The organism is Vogesella sp. (assembly GCF_046297735.1).
Lineage (GTDB): Bacteria > Pseudomonadota > Gammaproteobacteria > Burkholderiales > Chromobacteriaceae > Vogesella > Vogesella urethralis.
The window spans coordinates 213801-230276 of the sequence record NZ_JBKBHK010000001.1; the positions used below are offsets into that span (position 1 = coordinate 213801).

16 protein-coding genes are annotated in these 16476 nt (G+C 61.6%); 6 read left to right on the top strand and 10 right to left on the bottom strand.

Annotated features, from left to right (window positions below):
• Positions 1–35: 35 nt before the first annotated feature.
• From ACK4FZ_RS01005 to dinG, 6 genes are all read right to left on the bottom strand, one after another.
• Entirely contained in the window at positions 36–1409 is a 1374-nt protein-coding gene (locus ACK4FZ_RS01005) for a phosphomannomutase/phosphoglucomutase (protein ID WP_409817889.1), read from the bottom strand.
• A gap of 54 nt (positions 1410–1463) precedes the next feature.
• Entirely contained in the window at positions 1464–2489 is a 1026-nt protein-coding gene (trpD, locus tag ACK4FZ_RS01010) for an anthranilate phosphoribosyltransferase (protein WP_409817890.1), read from the bottom strand.
• A 32-nt stretch (positions 2490–2521) separates the two neighbouring features.
• A complete protein-coding gene (pabA, locus tag ACK4FZ_RS01015) occupies positions 2522–3091 on the bottom strand; it encodes an aminodeoxychorismate/anthranilate synthase component II (RefSeq protein ID WP_409817891.1) in 570 nt (189 codons plus the stop codon).
• Positions 3092–3531: 440 nt separating this feature from the next.
• Entirely contained in the window at positions 3532–4332 is an 801-nt protein-coding gene (gene map / locus ACK4FZ_RS01020) for a type I methionyl aminopeptidase (protein ID WP_409817892.1), read from the bottom strand.
• Positions 4333–4447: 115 nt separating this feature from the next.
• Complete coding sequence (locus tag ACK4FZ_RS01025) at positions 4448–4762, bottom strand: DUF3579 domain-containing protein (protein ID WP_017509791.1); 315 nt, start codon at positions 4760–4762, stop codon at positions 4448–4450.
• Between the two features lie 170 nt (positions 4763–4932).
• Positions 4933–7068, bottom strand: a complete 2136-nt coding sequence (dinG, locus tag ACK4FZ_RS01030) for an ATP-dependent DNA helicase DinG (RefSeq protein ID WP_409817893.1) — start codon at positions 7066–7068, stop codon at positions 4933–4935.
• Between the two features lie 184 nt (positions 7069–7252).
• On the opposite strand from dinG, the gene ACK4FZ_RS01035 reads away from it, so the two are divergent.
• A complete protein-coding gene (locus ACK4FZ_RS01035) occupies positions 7253–9211 on the top strand; it encodes an aminotransferase class I/II-fold pyridoxal phosphate-dependent enzyme (protein ID WP_144372188.1) in 1959 nt (652 codons plus the stop codon).
• A 26-nt stretch (positions 9212–9237) separates the two neighbouring features.
• On the opposite strand, the gene ACK4FZ_RS01040 is transcribed toward ACK4FZ_RS01035, so the two are convergent.
• Positions 9238–9522, bottom strand: coding sequence for a hypothetical protein (locus ACK4FZ_RS01040; protein ID WP_409817894.1), 285 nt, complete (start codon positions 9520–9522; stop codon positions 9238–9240).
• Positions 9523–9543: 21 nt separating this feature from the next.
• Between ACK4FZ_RS01040 and argF the strand changes: the two genes are divergently transcribed.
• The 5 genes from argF (at position 9544) to ACK4FZ_RS01065 (ending at position 13387) form a co-directional block, all read left to right on the top strand.
• Positions 9544–10467, top strand: coding sequence for an ornithine carbamoyltransferase (gene argF, locus ACK4FZ_RS01045; protein WP_409817895.1), 924 nt, complete (start codon positions 9544–9546; stop codon positions 10465–10467).
• Positions 10468–10495: 28 nt separating this feature from the next.
• Positions 10496–11716, top strand: a complete 1221-nt coding sequence (locus ACK4FZ_RS01050; protein WP_144372190.1) for an argininosuccinate synthase — start codon at positions 10496–10498, stop codon at positions 11714–11716.
• Positions 11717–11813: 97 nt separating this feature from the next.
• Positions 11814–12017, top strand: coding sequence for a DUF2788 domain-containing protein (locus ACK4FZ_RS01055; protein WP_017509796.1), 204 nt, complete (start codon positions 11814–11816; stop codon positions 12015–12017).
• Complete coding sequence (locus ACK4FZ_RS01060) at positions 12014–12853, top strand: DUF1294 domain-containing protein (RefSeq protein ID WP_409817896.1); 840 nt, start codon at positions 12014–12016, stop codon at positions 12851–12853. The genes ACK4FZ_RS01055 and ACK4FZ_RS01060 overlap by 4 nt, the downstream gene beginning before the upstream one ends.
• Before the next feature lie 33 nt (positions 12854–12886).
• Positions 12887–13387, top strand: coding sequence for a YajQ family cyclic di-GMP-binding protein (locus ACK4FZ_RS01065; protein ID WP_144372192.1), 501 nt, complete (start codon positions 12887–12889; stop codon positions 13385–13387).
• An 86-nt stretch (positions 13388–13473) separates the two neighbouring features.
• Here ACK4FZ_RS01065 and yghU read toward each other — a convergent pair whose 3' ends face one another.
• The 3 genes from yghU to ACK4FZ_RS01080 all read right to left on the bottom strand — a co-directional run bounded on the left by yghU (position 13474) and on the right by ACK4FZ_RS01080 (position 16451).
• Positions 13474–14316: a glutathione-dependent disulfide-bond oxidoreductase gene (yghU, locus tag ACK4FZ_RS01070; RefSeq protein WP_144372193.1), complete on the bottom strand. Its 843-nt coding sequence runs from the start codon at positions 14314–14316 to the stop codon at positions 13474–13476.
• Between the two features lie 108 nt (positions 14317–14424).
• Positions 14425–15522 carry a GGDEF domain-containing protein gene (locus ACK4FZ_RS01075; RefSeq protein ID WP_409817897.1) on the bottom strand — a complete coding sequence of 366 codons (1098 nt, stop codon included), beginning with the start codon at positions 15520–15522 and terminating at the stop codon, positions 14425–14427.
• A gap of 230 nt (positions 15523–15752) precedes the next feature.
• Positions 15753–16451 (bottom strand): pirin family protein, encoded by a 699-nt coding sequence (locus ACK4FZ_RS01080; RefSeq protein WP_409817898.1) that lies wholly within the window; start codon positions 16449–16451, stop codon positions 15753–15755.
• Positions 16452–16476 lie beyond the last annotated feature (25 nt).

The following is a 16476-nucleotide window of genomic DNA, read 5'->3' on the forward strand; positions in this document are numbered from 1 at the left end:
GCAAGCGGCAGGGCTGGCTCGGGCGCCATTATCGCCTAGAACGGCAGCGTTGCGCTGGTTTCCTGCGCCAGTACACGGCGGAAATCGTTCTGGATGCGTTGCAGCGCGGCTTCGTTATCGGCTTCGAAACGCAGCACCACCACCGGCGTGGTATTGGACGCGCGCATCAGGCCGAAACCGTCGGCGTACTCTACGCGCAAACCATCGATGGTGATGATGTCTTCGGCGCCGTCAAACTGGGCAGTTTGCTGCAGGCGGGCGATCAGCGCGTGGTTTTCGCCTTCGGCCGTCTTCAGGTTCAGTTCCGGCGTGGAAACGGCATTCGGCAGCGCGTTCAGCACGGCCGACGGGTCGGCCACCTTGGACAGGATTTCCAGCAGGCGGGCGCCGGTGTACAAGCCGTCGTCAAAGCCGTACCAGCGTTCCTTGAAGAAGATGTGGCCTGACATCTCGCCGGCCAGCGCCGCATCCGGGTGCGCTTTCAGCGCCGCCTTCATGAAGCTGTGGCCGGTGCGGTTGATCATCGGCAAACCGCCGGCAGCCTTGATCGCCGGCGCCAGCAGGCGGGTACACTTCACGTCGTAAATGATGCGCGCACCCGGTTGGCGGCTGAGCACGTCTTCGGCAAACAGCATCATCTGGCGGTCCGGCCAGATGATGTTGCCGTCTTTGGTGACCACACCCAGGCGGTCGCCGTCGCCATCGAAAGCCAGGCCGATTTCGGCGTCGGTGTCTTGCAGTGCGCGGATGACGTCTTGCAGGTTTTCCGGTTTGGCCGGGTCCGGATGGTGGTTGGGGAAATGGCCGTCCACCTCGCAGAACAGCTCTTGTACTTCGCAACCCAGCGCCTTGAACAGGCGCGGCGCAAAGTCGCCCGGCACGCCGTTGCCGCAATCGACAATCACCTTCATCGGCCGCGCCAGCTTCACGTCGCTGACCACGCGCTGGTGGTAGGCGTCGGCAATGTCGTGGGTGCGGTAGCTGCCTTCACCGCTGGCGAAGTCGTTGTTGATGATGCGCTGATACAGGGTCTGGATCCAGTCACCAGCCAGCGTCTCGCCGTCCAGCATCATCTTGAAGCCGTTGTAGTCGGGCGGGTTGTGGCTGCCGGTCACCATCACGCCGGAGAAGGTTTCCAGCTGGTAAGCGGCAAAGTACAGCATCGGGGTGGCGACGCGGCCAACGTCGATTACGTCAACACCGGCAGCGCGAATACCGTCAGCCAGACGGCCAGAAAGCTCCGGGCCGGACAAGCGGCCATCGCGACCGATGCAGATGGCCGACACCTTGCGCAGGCGTGCTTCGCTGCCGATGGCGCGGCCGATCAGGTAGGCACCATCCGCAGTGAGGGTGTCACCGACGACACCACGGATGTCGTAGGCTTTGAAAATGGATTGAGCGATAGTCATGGGCTAGTGCTTATCTGTTTGTTTATTGAAAACTGTAGTGCATTGCAAATGGCATCAGCCGATATTGTGACTCAGCTGTACCAGCGCGTCGAGCTTGGCTCGCGCAGCGCCGCTGTCGATGGCGGCAGCCGCGGCTAGCACGCCGTCGGCCAGCGTTGCTGCCACACCGGCGGTGTAGATGGCCGCACCAGCATTCAGCAGCACGATATCGCGTGCCGGGCCGGGCTTGCCGGCCAGCACGTCCAGCAGGAACTGTCGGGAAGCCTCGGCGCTCTCGGCACGGATGGCCGACAACGGCGCTTGTGCCAGGCCGAAATCAGCCGGGCTCAGCGTGTAATCCAGAATGACGCCATCTTTCAGCTCCGCCACATGGGTAGCGCCGGACAGCGTGATTTCATCCAGGCCGTCGCTACCGTGCACGATCATCACGTGCTCGCTGCCCAGCTGGCGCAGCACCCGCGCCTGGATGCCTACCAGGTCGGGGTGGAACACGCCCATTACCTGGTTGGGTGCGCCGGCCGGGTTGGTCAGCGGGCCCAGGATATTGAAGATGGTGCGAACGCCCAGCTCCTTGCGCACCGGCGCCACATACTTCATGGCGGTGTGGTGATTGGGGGCGAACATGAAGCCGACGCCGATCTGGTCGATACAGCGCGCTACGCCGGCGGCGTCCAGCGCCAAGTTGACGCCCAGCGCCTCCAGCACGTCGGCACTGCCGGAGCTGGACGACACCGAGCGGCCGCCATGCTTGGCTACACGGGCACCGGCCGCCGCGCTAACAAAGGCGGCGGTCGTGGAAATATTGAAGGTATGGCTCTTGTCGCCGCCGGTACCGCAGGTGTCCACAAGATGCGTACGCTGCTGTACTGGGACGGTAGTGGCAAACTCGCGCATCACCTGTGCCGCGGCCGCAATCTCCAGCACGCTCTCGGTTTTGACGCGCAAGCCGATCAGGATGGCCGCAATCAGCGATGGCGGCACTTCGCCGCGCATGATCTGGCGCATCAGGTCCAGCATTTCATCGTGAAACAGTTCGTTCTGGTCGATCAGGCGGTTAAGCGCGGCCTGCGGTGTGATCATGCAATATCTCCGGCAATGGGGGTGTAAGCGGCTCAGGCGAATTCGGTGAGGAAGTTCTGCAGCATCTGGTGACCATGCTCGGTCAGGATCGACTCGGGGTGGAACTGTACGCCCTCGATCGGCAAGGTCTTGTGGCGTACGCCCATGATCTCGCCATCCTCGGTCCAGGCGGTGATTTCCAGGCAATCGGGCAGCGTTTCGCGCTCGATCACCAGCGAATGGTAGCGCGTGCAAGTGACAGGATTAGGCAGGTCACGGAACATGCCAACATTATGGTGCGACACCGGCGACACCTTGCCGTGCATCAGCTGCTTGGCGTGGATAATCTTACCACCGAACGCCTGGCCGATACTCTGGTGCCCCAGGCACACGCCCATGATCGGCAGCTTGCCGGCAAAATGATGGATGGCCGGCACCGAAATACCCGCCTCGTTCGGCGTGCACGGCCCCGGCGACAACACCAGATACTGCGGATTCAGCGCTTCGATTTCCTGCAGCGTGATTTCATCATTACGGAACACCTTTACCTCCTGCCCCAGCTCGCCAAAGTACTGCACCAGGTTGTAGGTAAAGGAGTCGTAGTTGTCGATCATCAGTAGCATAGTTGCTTTAAACCTTTTACTTAAAAGGGCTTTGCTTGTTATTTGCCATGCTGATACCCGCTTTGCTGCCCGTTTCATGGCTGCTGGGCTGGCGGGGATTGGCAAGCTACAATCGCGCCGTCCTGAAATTTTGAGCACCAATACCTTACCACGGAAGCGCTCACCGCAGACAGGTCTATGGCAGCCGGCTGACCACCCATCGCGGCAACGCCGTTAGCTGCTTGGCGCCTTCCCCGCTGCTGAAGTCGTTGGCCGCGACGGTAGTGGTGTGGCGCTGAGTTGGTATGGCGTGCGCATCATCGGCGTCGGTGGCATCGGAATGCTCGTCGAGGACGGCGGCCTTGTATCGCCGCCTGTCACCCCTGCCGGAAGTAGCGCTATCGTTTTGCTACTAGCAAAAAGCCCCGCTCGGGCGGGGCTTGTGTTAACGCACTACTTGTTTATTTCTTCCACACTGGCTTGGGCGGGGTGCCCTCCGAGGTGGTGAGGATTTCGTAGCCGTCGGCGGTTACCAGGATGGTGTGTTCCCACTGTGCAGACAGGCTGCGGTCTTTGGTGACTACGGTCCAGCCGTCGGCAAGCAGGCGCAGGTGGCGTTTGCCTTGGTTGATCATCGGCTCGATGGTGAAGATCATGCCTTCCTTCAGCTCCAGGCCGGTGCCGGGTTGGCCGTAATGCAGAACCTGCGGTTCTTCGTGAAACTTGGTGCCGATGCCATGGCCGCAGAACTCCTGCACCACGCTGTAGCCGGCGGCTTCGGCGTGGCGCTGGATGGCGTGGCCGATGTCGCCCAGGCGCGCGCCCGGCTTCACCTTCTCGATGCCTTTCCACATGCACTCGTAGGTTACCTTGCACAGGCGGCGGGCAAACTCGCTCACCTCGCCCACGTAGTACATGCGGCTGTTATCGCCGTGGTAACCGTCCTTGATCACGGTGATGTCCAGGTTGACGATGTCGCCTTTTTTCAGCGGCTTGTCATCGGGAATGCCGTGGCAGATCACGTGATTGACCGAGGTGCAGATCGATTTCGGGTACGGCGTACCGCCGTCGGGGGCGTAGTTCAGCGGGGCAGGGAGGGTGCCTTGCACGTTGACCATATAGTCGTGGCACAGGCGGTTCAGCTCTTCGGTGGTAACGCCCGGTTTGACGAACGGCGTGATGTAGTCCAGTACCTCGGCCGCCAGACGGCCGGCGATACGCATTTTTTCGATGTCTTGCTGATTCTTGATAACGATGGCCATGCTTCAGTCGCTTAATGGATTAGGCGTATATGGTAGCAAATACCGGGCCTTCCCGGCACCGCATGCTGCTCGTGAATGTGGAACTGGCAGGGCCACGCTAGGCAGGGAAACAGGCTCAGGCCAGAAACTGATTGGGGTAGACTTCGTCGATCAGCGTGCGGCAGTCCACGATACGCAGATCGTTGTCTTTGGCGAAGTCCATCAGGAAGCGGTAGACGGCAGGCTGGATTTTTTCCAGCTTTTTGTCCACGGCGACGCAGCGGACGTTGTCCAGCATCATCGGGCGCACAAACTGGTGGTAGGCCAGTTTCTGGTCGTCGCCGAAAGAAGCCAGGATGCCGGCCAGGCGCTCGGCCCAGTCGCTGGGGCGGAAGGTACGGCCTTCGGAAGTCAGGCCTTGGATAACGATTTCGTACGGGTTGCAGATCATGGCTTTAACCGGGCGCTTGTTCTTGTGGGTGTGGTCTCAGCCCGTAGCCTGCTTTATTGAAAAGGGCATGGTATTGCCTGGCAGGTCATTCGGGTTGACCCTAATTCTAGCCTAAAATCGATTTCACTTCACGTTTTAGGCAGCTTGTTGCGCCACGGTTTTCCCTAATGTCAGAGCCGACGGAAAGCTGGCAGCGATGCCAGCAGGCGTTTGCCGTACTGTTGGCGCACGATGCGGTTGTCCAGGATGGTGACACGACCATAGTCGCTTTCGGTGCGGATCAGGCGGCCTACCGCCTGTACCAGCTTGATCGACGCTTCCGGTACGGTCAGCTCGATGAACGGGTTGCCGCCGCGCTTTTCGATCCAGCGCGATAGCGTGCGGCCAACCGGGTCGTCCGGCATGGCAAACGGCAGCTTGGCGATGATCACATGCACGCAGGCTTCGCCCGGCAGGTCCAGCCCTTCCGAGAACGAGTCCAGTCCGAACAGCACGCTGGGGCGGTCGGCTTTCAGTGCTGCGTAGTGGTTTTCCAGCAGAACCGCCTTGGGCAGCTCGCCCTGCATCTGTACATACTGGCGCAGCTCGGCCGGAATGCCTTCCGCCACTTCCTGCATCTGTTTGCGCGAGGTAAATAGCACCAGCGTGCCCAGCGGTTGGGACAGGTCGATCAGCTTGGGCAGCCAGTCGATGATCTCGCGGGTGTGCGCAGCCGGGTCTTTGGGCGTGGCGTGCAGCGGCGGCAGGTACAGCTCGCCCTGTTCGGTAAAGTTGAACGGCGACTCCAGTGCCACGCACTGTACGTCGGGCAGCCATTTCAGGCCGGTCTGCGACAGCAGCAGGTCGAAATTGCCCAGCGAGCGTAGCGTGGCGGAGGTGAGCAGGGCGCCGGAGGCGCGCCGCCACAGGTTGGCCGCCAGGCTGCCGGCAGCGGTAACCGGCGAGGCCGAGAAAATGTAGTCGCCCTTGCCATCGGCGCGACGGGTGACCCATTTGGCGATCGGCGGCGCGTTTTCGTCCGGCTCGCGTTCGTACAGGTCCCACAGCGCCACCATCGGTTCGACTTTGCTGACGAAGAAGCCGGTGTCGGCGGCCAACTTGTCCAGCAGCACGGCGTCCTGTTGTTTGTCCTTGCGCAGCGCGCCGATGGCATCGCTGATGCCGGTAAGGTTCTTGTACAGCGCCCGTGCCGACAGTGCCATGTTGGCCGCCGGAATCTTCATGTGCTCGGGCAGGATGCCGTCTTCGATCAGCCAGCTGGGTTCCAGGTTGTCGCTATTGGCTTCCAGCTCGGTCTGGCCTTGCAGCAGCCACAGCCATTCGGTGAGGCTTTCCATGCAGGCGCCGGCGGCGTCCATCGCGTTGGCGCACAGCTCGGGCTTGTCGATCAGCGTTTGCACGCGAGTGGCCAGCGCCGGCACCTTGTCCAGCCAGGCCATGGCCTGCGCCAGGCTGTGTTCGGCAGCAAACTGGTTGACCGCCTTCTTGGCCAGGTGGTGCGCTTCATCGATGCAGTACAGGCTTTGTTCCGGTGCCGGCAAAATTACACCGCCGCCCATCGATACGTCGGCCAGCAGCAAGTCATGGTTGGCCACCACCACGTCCACGTTTTCCAGCATGTCGCGCGCCAGGTAGAACGGGCATTCGGCGCGGTTGGGGCAGCCGGCTTTTAGGCAGCCGTGGCGGTCGTTGGTGACGCGGCGCCACAGCTCGTCCTGGATGTTTTCCGGCCAGCTGTCGCGGTCGCCGTTCCAGCGGCGGTAATGGAAGGCGTCGGCCAGCTGGCGCAGGGCGTCGATCTCGGCCTGCTCCGGCTTGCGCTCCCACAGGGCCATGCTCGGGTCCATTGCCAGCAGCTCGCCCTGGGCGGTGTCGGCTGTCAATTGGTACAGGCGGTACGGGCACAGGTAACGGCCGCGGCCCTTGGCCAGCGCAAAGGTCACTGCCAGGCCGCTCTTGTCGATCATGAACGGCAGGTCGCGGTTGACCAGCTGTTCCTGCAGCGCGATGGTGGCGCTGGTGACCACCAGTTTCTTGCCGCGCGACTTGGCCATCACGCCGCCGGCCAGCAGGTAGGCCAGGCTCTTGCCGACACCGGTGGGGCCTTCCACCACCACGATGCTGTCCCCGCTATTGTCTTCCGGCTCCTGCTCGTTATCCGTGGGCGGCATGGTGCAGCGGCCGAAGGCGTTGGCGATTTCGGCCAGCATGCGGCGCTGCGCCGCGCGCGGACGGAAGCCGGGCAGGTTGTCGGAAATGGCGCGGTAATGGTCGCGCAGCAGGTTCTTTTCGATGTCGGTCAGCATGGGCGGCATTGTAACGGATTGGGGCGGTGGCTGCTGGCAAGGCGACATCGGCTACGCTGTTTTGCGACTGCAGCATGACAGCATGGTGCGGCTGTGCTTACGATAGCGCCAAACAACGCCGCAGCGACGGCCATAACAGCACGACAGACAGCATAAAAAACGCAGTATCAAGAGGAGAGCACCGATGAATCCGGTGAGCAGAGTGTTGGTGGTGAGTGATGACGCCGCCTGGCGCAGCGATGTACTGGCGGCGCTGGAGGCAGTAACGGGCAAGATGGCCAACCCGTTCGGCCTGGTGTTCCAGGGGGTTGGCCGCAGCAGCGAGGCGCTGGAGCGCGTCGGCTGCGATGGCGAGATCCAGATCGTGCTGATCGACAAGGGCCTGAAAGAGAAGGGCGCCACCCAGCCGGCGGTACAACTGGCCAACCAGATCAACCAGCTGCGCCCCGAGCTGTCGCTGTACATCCTGCTGCAGGATGACGACGAGAAAGTGCTGATGGAAGAGCTGGCCAGCCACGCGATTGACGGTTACTTCTACCGCGACGAGCGCGATTTCAACGGCTGGTTCCGCATTCTGGCTGCCGAGATGGGCGAGAAGGCGGCCACGCCGTTCTACGACAAGCTCAAGCAATACGTGCGCATGGCCAAGGATTCGTGGCACACGCCGGGCCATGCCGGTGGCGACTCGCTGAAAGGCAGCCCGTGGGTGGGCGACTTTTACGACTTTGTCGGCGAAGAGATGCTGCGCGCCGACCTGTCGGTGTCGGTGCCAATGCTCGATTCGCTGCTGCACCCCACCGGCGTCATTGCCGAGGCGCAAACCCTGGCCGCCAAGGCGTTTGGCGCGCGCAAAACCTACTTCGCTACCAATGGCACCTCCACCTCCAACAAGGTGATCTTCCAGACGCTGCTGGCCCCCGGCGACAAGCTGCTGCTGGACCGCAACTGCCACAAGTCGGTCCACCATGGCGTGATTTTGTCCGGCGCGCGCCCGGTGTATCTGGACTCCTCGGTCAACCGCCAGTACGGCATTTTCGGCCCGGTGCCCAAGCAGGTGATCTTCGACGCCATTGCGGCCAACCCCGACGCCCGCGTGCTGATTTTGACCAGTTGCACCTACGACGGCCTGCGTTACGACCTCAAGCCCATCATCGAAGCCGCGCACGCGGCTGGTATCAAGGTGATCGTGGACGAGGCCTGGTACGGCCACGCCCGGTTCCACCATGCGTTCCGGCCGACGGCGCTGGAGTCGGGTGCCGATTACGTTACCCAGAGCACACACAAGATCCTGTCGGCGTTCTCGCAGGCGAGCATGATTCACGTCAACGACCCCGGCTTTGACGAGCACCTGTTCCGCGAAAACTTCAACATGCACACCTCCACCAGCCCACAGTACAACCTGATCGCCAGCCTGGACGTGGCGCGCAAGCAAGCGGTGACCGAGGGCTTCCGGCTGCTGGACCGCGCACTGAAGCTGGCGCAAGAGCTGCGGCAGAAGATTAACTCCACCGGCGCCTTCCGCGTGCTGGAGCTGGACGACCTGCTGCCCGAGGCGGTGCGCGAGGATGGCGTGCGGCTGGACCCCACCAAGCTGACGGTAGACATTTCGCAAAGCGGCTACTCGGCCGACGAGCTGCAGCGTGCGCTGTTCGAGCGCTTCAATATCCAGATCGAAAAGTCCACCTTCAACACCATCACCCTGTTGCTGACGGTGGGCACCACGCGTAGCAAGATGTCACGGCTGTTCGACGCACTGCTGCGATTGGCTAAAGAGCAGCGCCCGCCGCGTGCGGCGGGCCGCATGCCGGAGATTCCGGGGTTTTCGCGGCTGGCCTGCCTGCCGCGCGACGCGTTTTACGAGGCCGGCGAGCGCCTGCCGCTGCTGGACGACGACGGGCTGCCCAACCCGGCGCTGAACGGCCGCGTTTGCTGCGACCAGGTGGTGCCGTACCCGCCGGGCATTCCGGTGCTGGTGCCGGGGCAGGTGATCGAGGCCAATATCGTGGCCTATATGGCGCGGCTGCTGAAAACGCAGAAATCCATCGAAATGCACGGCCTGGACGAGAGTGGCGGCGACTACTGCGTGCGCGTGCTGCGCGACGACGAACTGGCCGAACTGCCCAGTCGCAGCTGGTTCAACTGACCGTTCTGACAGGGCATGATGTTTTATTAAACAGTCATGCCCCAGGTTGAAACTGGTAACAAATCGCCGGAATGCTGCAAGTGATTGATCTTGCAGCATTCCGGCTTTTTTCTGGCGCCTTGCCGCCTTGCGCCAGCTGGCGCGGGCTTGTCACCAGTGTGGATTTCGTATACATATAACCATGTCGCAATTTTGTAAATCATGATTTCATCATGGCAAAAATTGCGTTGATCAACCCGATGACAGATGGTTTGCGTGTAGTAATGTGCCGCCGCGCATGAAAACGCCTTGTTTTCACAGCGCCGTGGCATTAATTTTTTCCGGAACCCGATATGAAGCAGCCCAAACACTTTCTCCAGTTCACAGACCTTTCCGCCGCGGAGTACCAACACATCTTCGAGCGCGCCCAGGTACTGAAGCGACGACAAGTGTCCGGCGAGTTGTACCAACCGCTGGTTGGCCGCGTCATGTCGATGATTTTCGAAAAGAACTCCACGCGTACCCGCGTATCGTTCGAGGCCGGCATGTCGCAGCTGGGCGGCCACGCCATGTTCCTGGACGGCAAGAGCTCGCAGATCGGCCGTGGCGAGCCGGTGGAAGACACCGCCCGCGTGCTGTCGCGCATGGTCGACATCATCATGATCCGCACTTTCGAGCAGAGCATGGTGGAAAGGTTGGCTGCGTACTCCCGCGTGCCGGTGATCAACGGTCTGACCAACGAATACCACCCGTGCCAGATCCTGGCCGATATCCTGACCTATATAGAGCACCGTGGCAGCATTGCCGGCAAGACGGTGGCCTGGATCGGCGACGGCAACAATATGGCGCGTACCTGGCTGCAGGCCGCCAAGCTGCTGGGCTTCAAGCTCAAGGTGGCCACGCCGGTGGGGTACGAGCTGCAGGTGCTGGACGGCCAGCATTATGATAGTGACTGTTTCGAAGCCTTCCACAACCCGGCGTCCGCCGTGGCCGGCGCCGATCTGGTGACCACCGACGTGTTTACCAGCATGGGCTTTGAAGGCGAGGCCGAAGCGCGGCGCGATGCGTTTGCCGGTTACATGGTCAGCGAAGACCTGATGAAGCTGGCCAAGCCGGATGCGCTGTTCATGCACTGCCTGCCGGCACACCGCGGCGAAGAAGTGGCGGCCGAAGTGATCGACGGCCCGCAAAGCGTGGTATGGGACGAAGCGGAAAACCGCATGCACGCCCAGAAAGCCCTGATTGAATACCTGATGCTGGGTCGTGTACACGACTGACCCGGCTTGTAGACTGAGAGAGAAGACGATGGCAGACATCAATAAAGTGGTACTGGCCTATTCCGGTGGCCTGGATACTTCGGTGATCCTGAAGTGGTTGCAAGACACCTATCAGTGTGAAGTGGTGACCTTCACCGCCGACCTGGGGCAAGGCGAAGAGCTGGAGCCGGCTCGCCAGAAGGCGCTGCAGTTCGGCATCAAGCCGGAAAACATTTTCATCGACGACCTGCGCGAAGAGTTCGTGCGTGACTTCGTGTTCCCGATGTTCCGCGCCAACACCATTTACGAAGGCGAGTACCTGCTGGGTACCTCCATTGCCCGCCCGCTGATCGCCAAGCGCCAGATCGAGATCGCCAACCTGACCGGTGCCGACGCGGTATCGCACGGTGCGACCGGCAAGGGTAACGACCAGGTGCGTTTCGAGCTGGGCTACTACGGCCTGAAGCCGGACGTGAAAGTGATCGCCCCATGGCGCGAGTGGGACCTGCTGTCCCGCGAGAAGCTGCTGGCCTACGCCGAGAAAAACGGCATTCCGGTGGACATGAAGCACAAGAACGGTGGCGCGCCGTACTCGATGGACGCCAACCTGCTGCACATCTCCTTTGAAGGCCGTCACCTGGAAAACCCGTCCGCCGAGGCGGAAGAAGCCATGTGGCGCTGGACCGTATCGCCGGAAGCCGCGCCGGATGCGCCGGAATACCTGGACGTAGAGTTCGAAAAAGGCGACATCGTGGCGCTGAACGGTGTACGCCTGGCGGCCCACGAAGTGCTGGCCAAGCTGAACGAGCTGGGCGGCAAGCACGGCATCGGCCGTCTGGACCTGGTGGAAAACCGCTACGTGGGCATGAAGTCGCGTGGTTGCTACGAAACCCCGGGCGGTACCATCATCCTGAAGGCGCACCGTGCCATCGAGTCCATCACGCTGGACCGCGAAGTGGCCCACCTGAAGGACGACCTGATGCCGCGTTACGCCAGCCTGATTTACAACGGCTACTGGTGGGCGCCGGAGCGCAAGGCGCTGCAAACCCTGATCGACTACACCCAGCAAACCGTTAACGGCTGGGTACGCCTGAAGCTGTACAAGGGCAATGTGATCGTGGTGAGCCGCGACTCCAAAACCAACTCGCTGTTCGACATGAACATCGCTACCTTCGACGACGACGGCGGCGCCTACAACCAAGCCGACGCTGGCGGCTTCATCAAGCTGAACGCACTGCGCATGCGCATTGCCGGCCGTCTGAACAAGTAAGCCAAACGGTATCGATCTGTTCAAACCGCACCCCACGGGGTGCGGTTTTTTATTACCGCTTCTATAATGGCGGCCAACCTTTTAGCGCAAAGACATCATGAGCGAAGAGCAATTTACCAACTGGTCGATGGGCATCCTGCTCACCGGCTTGATCATTTTCATGGGCTTCATCATTTACGATCTGGGCAAGAAGTCCAACGCCGGCAAGACTGGCATGATCGCGTTGTTCATCGTGCTGGGCTTCGGCGTGGTGGGCTTCGTGTTCAAGAACGTGCTGGTGGAGTTCATGCTGCTCAAATGAGCGCAGCAGAGAGCACGCTGCAGGGCACGCTCGGCAGTTGGGATTCGGCACGCGGCTTTGGTTTCATCCGGCAGCAGGATGGCAGCCGCCTGTTTGTGCACCATTCCGCCTTTACCGGCCAGCCGCCGGCGGTGGGCGAAGGCGTCAGCTACCGCGCCGGTACCGGGCGCGATGGTCGCCCGTTGGCCGCGTGGGCACGTTCTGCCGCTAGCCCCGTGCCGGCCGCCGCCAAGCAGCAGGGCTGTATCCGGCATTGGGACGCGTCGCGCGGTTTCGGCTTTATAGAAACTGGCGACGGCGACGAGCTGTTCGTACACGTTTCGGCGTTTGCCGCCTCGCCACGCCGCCCGCAAGCGGGCGAGCGCGTCTATTTCAAGCGCGGCCTGAACGGGCAGGGGCGTGAGGTGGCGGTGTGGGCGGCGTTTGCCACCTTGCCGGATCTGCTCGTTCTGGCGGCAGCCAGACCCGCGCGCGCGGCGTGGCCGTGGCCGCAGTGGCCGGCGCTGGTGTGGTGGCTGCTGGCGCTGTGGCTGCTGCCACGCTGGGCTGCTGCCGCGGCGCTGGTGTTGTCCGCGCTGCTGTTTGTGCTGTACTGGCAAGACAAGCGTGCGGCGCAGGCCGGGCGCTGGCGCACGCCGGAAAGCACCCTGCACCTGCTGGCCATGTTTGGCGGCTGGCCCGGTGCGGCGCTGGCGCAGCACTGGTTGCGTCACAAATCGGCCAAGCCCGGTTTTCGCCGTGTGTTCTGGTTGACGGTGCTGCTGAACCTGCTGGCGCTGACGGCCTGGGCGTGGCCCGCATTGCCGGCTGCACTGCTGGCGGCCAACTTCGGCTAGAATACGCGCCACTCTCGCATAAGGAAGAACAAGATGCCATCGTTTGACATTGTGTCCGAAGTGGACAAAAACGAAGTCCGCAATGCAGTAGACCAATCCAACAAGGAAGTTTCTACCCGCTACGACTTCAAGGGCAGCGACGCCCGTATCGAAAGCGGCGACAAGACGCTGACGCTGTTTGCCGACAGCGAATTCCAGCTGGATCAGGTGAACGACATCCTGACTACCAAGCTGGCCAAGCGCGGCGTGGATGTGCGCTGCATGGAGTACGGCAAGCTGGAAAAGGTCAGCGGCAACAAGGTGAAGAAGGTGCTGACCGTGAAGGAAGGCCTGGAAACCGACCTGGCCAAGAAGATCGTAAAGCTCATCAAGGACAGCAAGCTGAAAGTGCAAGCCAGCATCCAGGGCGAGGCGGTGCGCGTTTCCGGCGCCAAGCGCGACGTGCTGCAAGAAGTAATGGCGCTGATGCGCAAGGAAATTGCCGGCGATATGGAAAACGGCTTCCCGCTGCAGTTCAACAACTTCCGCGATTGATGCCATAGCCGGCCACGTTGCGCAAACGTTGGCCGCATGGCGCGACAAGGCCGCTGCACATGCAGCGGCCTTGTGCTTTTGGGCGCTTAGCGGTCCAGGTCGGCAGCGCTGTGGCGTTCGGCCAGTTGCTCGGCCTCGTCGCCCCAGGTGCGGTTGACGCGGCGGCCACGTTGTACCGCCGGGCGTTCGGCGATCTCGCGTGCCCAGCGCTGTACGTGCGGGTAGTCGTCCACCTGCAGGAACTCGGCGGCGCCGTACAGCTGGCCCAGCACCAGCGCACCGTACCACGGCCATACCGCGATATCGGCAATGCTGTAGCTGTCACCACCCAGGTACGGGCTGTCGGCCAGGCGGCGGTTCAGCACGTCCAGCTGGCGCTTGGCCTCCATGCTGAAGCGGTCGATCGCGTATTCGATCTTCACCGGCGCGTACTGGTAGAAATGACCGAAACCGCCCCCCAGGTACGGCGCGCTACCCATCTGCCAGAACAGCCAGTTCAGCGTTTCGGTGCGGCCGGCTAAGTCCTGCGGCAGGAACGCGCCAAACTTTTCGGCCAGGTACAGCAGGATGGCGCCGGACTCGAACACGCGTACCGGTTGCTCGCCGCTGTAGTCCATCAGTGCGGGGATCTTGCTGTTGGGGTTGACCTCGACAAAGCCGCTGCCGAACTGGTCGCCCTGCTGGATGCGGATCAGCCAGGCGTCGTATTCGGCGCCGGTGTGGCCCAGCGCCAGCAGTTCTTCCAGCAGGATGGTGACTTTCACACCGTTGGGGGTGGCCAGCGAGTACAGCTGCAGCGGATGTTGGCCGCGTGGCAGCGCTTGCTCGTGGGTAGGGCCGGCAATCGGGCGGTTGATATTGGCAAACTGGCCGCCATTGGCCTGTTTCCACTCCCAGACGCGGGGCGGGGTGTACGGTTGCTCGCTCATGCGGGGCTCCTGCGGTAGTAGACAAGGTTGGCCGCAAGGCGCGGCATGGCAGGCAGATGAGGGCAGGAGGGCGAGCTTAAAGCCTGGCTGGCAGAACAGACTGTGCTGTCAAGCCATGATGACGCGGTCGCGCCCCAAGCCCTTGGCGCGGTACATGGCAGCATCAGCCCGGTTCATCAGGCTGTCCGGGCTTTCACCGGCCTGCCAGCTGGCCACGCCGATACTGGCTGTTAAGGGCAATGTGTGACCCGCATAGTGCAAGGGCTGGGATGCCATCGCCATGCGCAAGCGGCTGGCAATCTGTTCGGCTTCGACCGGGCCTGCGTTGGGTAGGGCAATCGCAAATTCCTCGCCCCCCAGGCGGCCGATGACATCACCTTCCCGTACACACTGCTGGGCAATGCCCACTACGTGGCACAACGCCTGGTCACCACGCTGGTGACCCCAGGTGTCGTTAATGCGCTTGAAGTGGTCGAGGTCCAGCAGCAGTACCGACACCGGAAACCGCATGCGCTGGGCGTAGTGGGTAAGCTGATCCAGCAGTACCAGAAAAGCGCGGCGATTATAGGCGCCGGTCAGCGAATCGCGGTCGGCCATCTGTTTCAATTCGCGTGTCACGTGCTCGTTAGCCAGCATGACTACGCTAAAGCCCAGCATTACGACGGCGATAATGGACTCCACTACCGCCAGATGCGACACCACCAGCGTGCCGTGGCTATCAAACATGCCGTGCTCCCCCAGTCTGAACAGCCACGGGCGCAGCAGCAAAAACAGGCCGTGGCCGCCGCTGATGGCGGCAAACAGGTAACGGGCCGGGTACTCGCGTACACCACCGGTAGCCATCTGGCCAGCTGCCATCACAAACAGCAAACCAGCGGTATAGCTTTGCAGCAGGAAACGGGCGCCCTGGTTTGACTCCAGCAGCGTGAAGTACAAGGCACAGGCCAGCACCATCACGGCACAGCCCACGCCTACCAGCACCGGTAGTGCACGCCGCCCCAGGTAACGCCGTGCCGCTGCCAGGTTCAACCAGGCCAGCAGGAATGACGACAGCTGCGTCATGATCACCATCAGCCATTCATGACCACTGCCACGCAGCAGCAGGTTAAGACAGACCAGCAGGCCACAGCCAAATGCCAGCGTCCAGCCTTTCATGCCCGGAATGTGCGTGTTCAAGCGCCAGGCTGCGAGCAGCATGAGCGTCATGAGCACCATCAGGATGGCAGCGATAGCAACGAGAGTGGGGCTGTGCAAGTTGGGGTATCCCGCGGGGCGATAAAAAACGGTACAGATCTGAACGACACGACATTATATTCATACGCCCGCTTGACAGGACAATATATCGACTGACGCTAGAGTGGCATATGCGCCGGTTGTAAAAATTACGCCGCCAGCAAGTCTTTAGCATGCCGGCGGCGGTTTTTAACGCTGTCTGACTAATCGCCGAGGTCAAAAACCAGCACTTCGGCATCCTGCCCGTCGCTGAAATACAACTGGCTCTCCGCCGTAACCAGCAGCGCGTCACCGGCCTGCAGAATCTCGCCGTTTACACTGAGTTGGCCACGTGCCAGAAAAACATAAGCCTTGCGTTGCGCATTCAGTGCCAGGGTAGCGTGTTCTGCTGCGTCAAACAGGCCGGCATACAGGGTGGCATCAGCGTGGATGGTTACACCGCTATCGCTACCTTGCGGCGAGGCAATCACGCACAAGCGGCCACGCTTGTCGGTAGCGGGCACCGCACGTTGTTCATAGCCTGGTGCCATGCCTTCTGCCAACGGATAGAGCCAGATTTGCAGGAAGTGGGTTTCGCCTTTGGAAGCGTTGAACTCGCTGTGCATGACGCCAGTACCGGCACTCATACGCTGCACGTCTCCGGCCGGGATAACGCTACGGTTGCCCAGGCTGTCTTCGTGTGCCAGCGCACCTTCCAGTACGTAGCTCACTATTTCCATGTCACGATGTTGGTGACGTCCGAAACCGCTATCGGGCTCAATGCGGTCGTCGTTGAGTACTCTCAGATTACCCCAGCCCATGTGCGCCGGGTCGTAATAAGCGGCAAAGGAAAAACTGTTATAACTGTCCAACCAGCCGTGGTTGGCATGGCCGCGTTCTTTTGCAGATCGCTTGGTAAGCATGAGGTGTCCTTTCCTGGTGCCGAAT

Bases quoted from the DNA above. Each gene is read 5' to 3' on its own strand.
- ACK4FZ_RS01025 (WP_017509791.1), bottom strand. From the start codon at position 4,762: ATGATCTGCAACCCGTACGAAATCGTTATCCAAGGCCTGACTTCCGAA.
- ACK4FZ_RS01005 (WP_409817889.1), bottom strand. From the start codon at position 1,409: ATGACTATCGCTCAATCCATTTTCAAAGCCTACGACATCCGTGGTGTC.
- ACK4FZ_RS01075 (WP_409817897.1), bottom strand. From the start codon at position 15,522: ATGACGCTCATGCTGCTCGCAGCCTGGCGCTTGAACACGCACATTCCG.
- map (WP_409817892.1), bottom strand. From the start codon at position 4,332: ATGGCCATCGTTATCAAGAATCAGCAAGACATCGAAAAAATGCGTATC.
- ACK4FZ_RS01055 (WP_017509796.1), top strand. From the start codon at position 11,814: ATGAGCGAAGAGCAATTTACCAACTGGTCGATGGGCATCCTGCTCACC.
- trpD (WP_409817890.1), bottom strand. From the start codon at position 2,489: ATGATCACACCGCAGGCCGCGCTTAACCGCCTGATCGACCAGAACGAA.
- argF (WP_409817895.1), top strand. From the start codon at position 9,544: ATGAAGCAGCCCAAACACTTTCTCCAGTTCACAGACCTTTCCGCCGCG.
- pabA (WP_409817891.1), bottom strand. From the start codon at position 3,091: ATGCTACTGATGATCGACAACTACGACTCCTTTACCTACAACCTGGTG.
- ACK4FZ_RS01060 (WP_409817896.1), top strand. From the start codon at position 12,014: ATGAGCGCAGCAGAGAGCACGCTGCAGGGCACGCTCGGCAGTTGGGAT.
- ACK4FZ_RS01080 (WP_409817898.1), bottom strand. From the start codon at position 16,451: ATGCTTACCAAGCGATCTGCAAAAGAACGCGGCCATGCCAACCACGGC.
- ACK4FZ_RS01040 (WP_409817894.1), bottom strand. From the start codon at position 9,522: ATGCCACGGCGCTGTGAAAACAAGGCGTTTTCATGCGCGGCGGCACAT.
- dinG (WP_409817893.1), bottom strand. From the start codon at position 7,068: ATGCTGACCGACATCGAAAAGAACCTGCTGCGCGACCATTACCGCGCC.
- ACK4FZ_RS01065 (WP_144372192.1), top strand. From the start codon at position 12,887: ATGCCATCGTTTGACATTGTGTCCGAAGTGGACAAAAACGAAGTCCGC.
- yghU (WP_144372193.1), bottom strand. From the start codon at position 14,316: ATGAGCGAGCAACCGTACACCCCGCCCCGCGTCTGGGAGTGGAAACAG.
- ACK4FZ_RS01050 (WP_144372190.1), top strand. From the start codon at position 10,496: ATGGCAGACATCAATAAAGTGGTACTGGCCTATTCCGGTGGCCTGGAT.
- ACK4FZ_RS01035 (WP_144372188.1), top strand. From the start codon at position 7,253: ATGAATCCGGTGAGCAGAGTGTTGGTGGTGAGTGATGACGCCGCCTGG.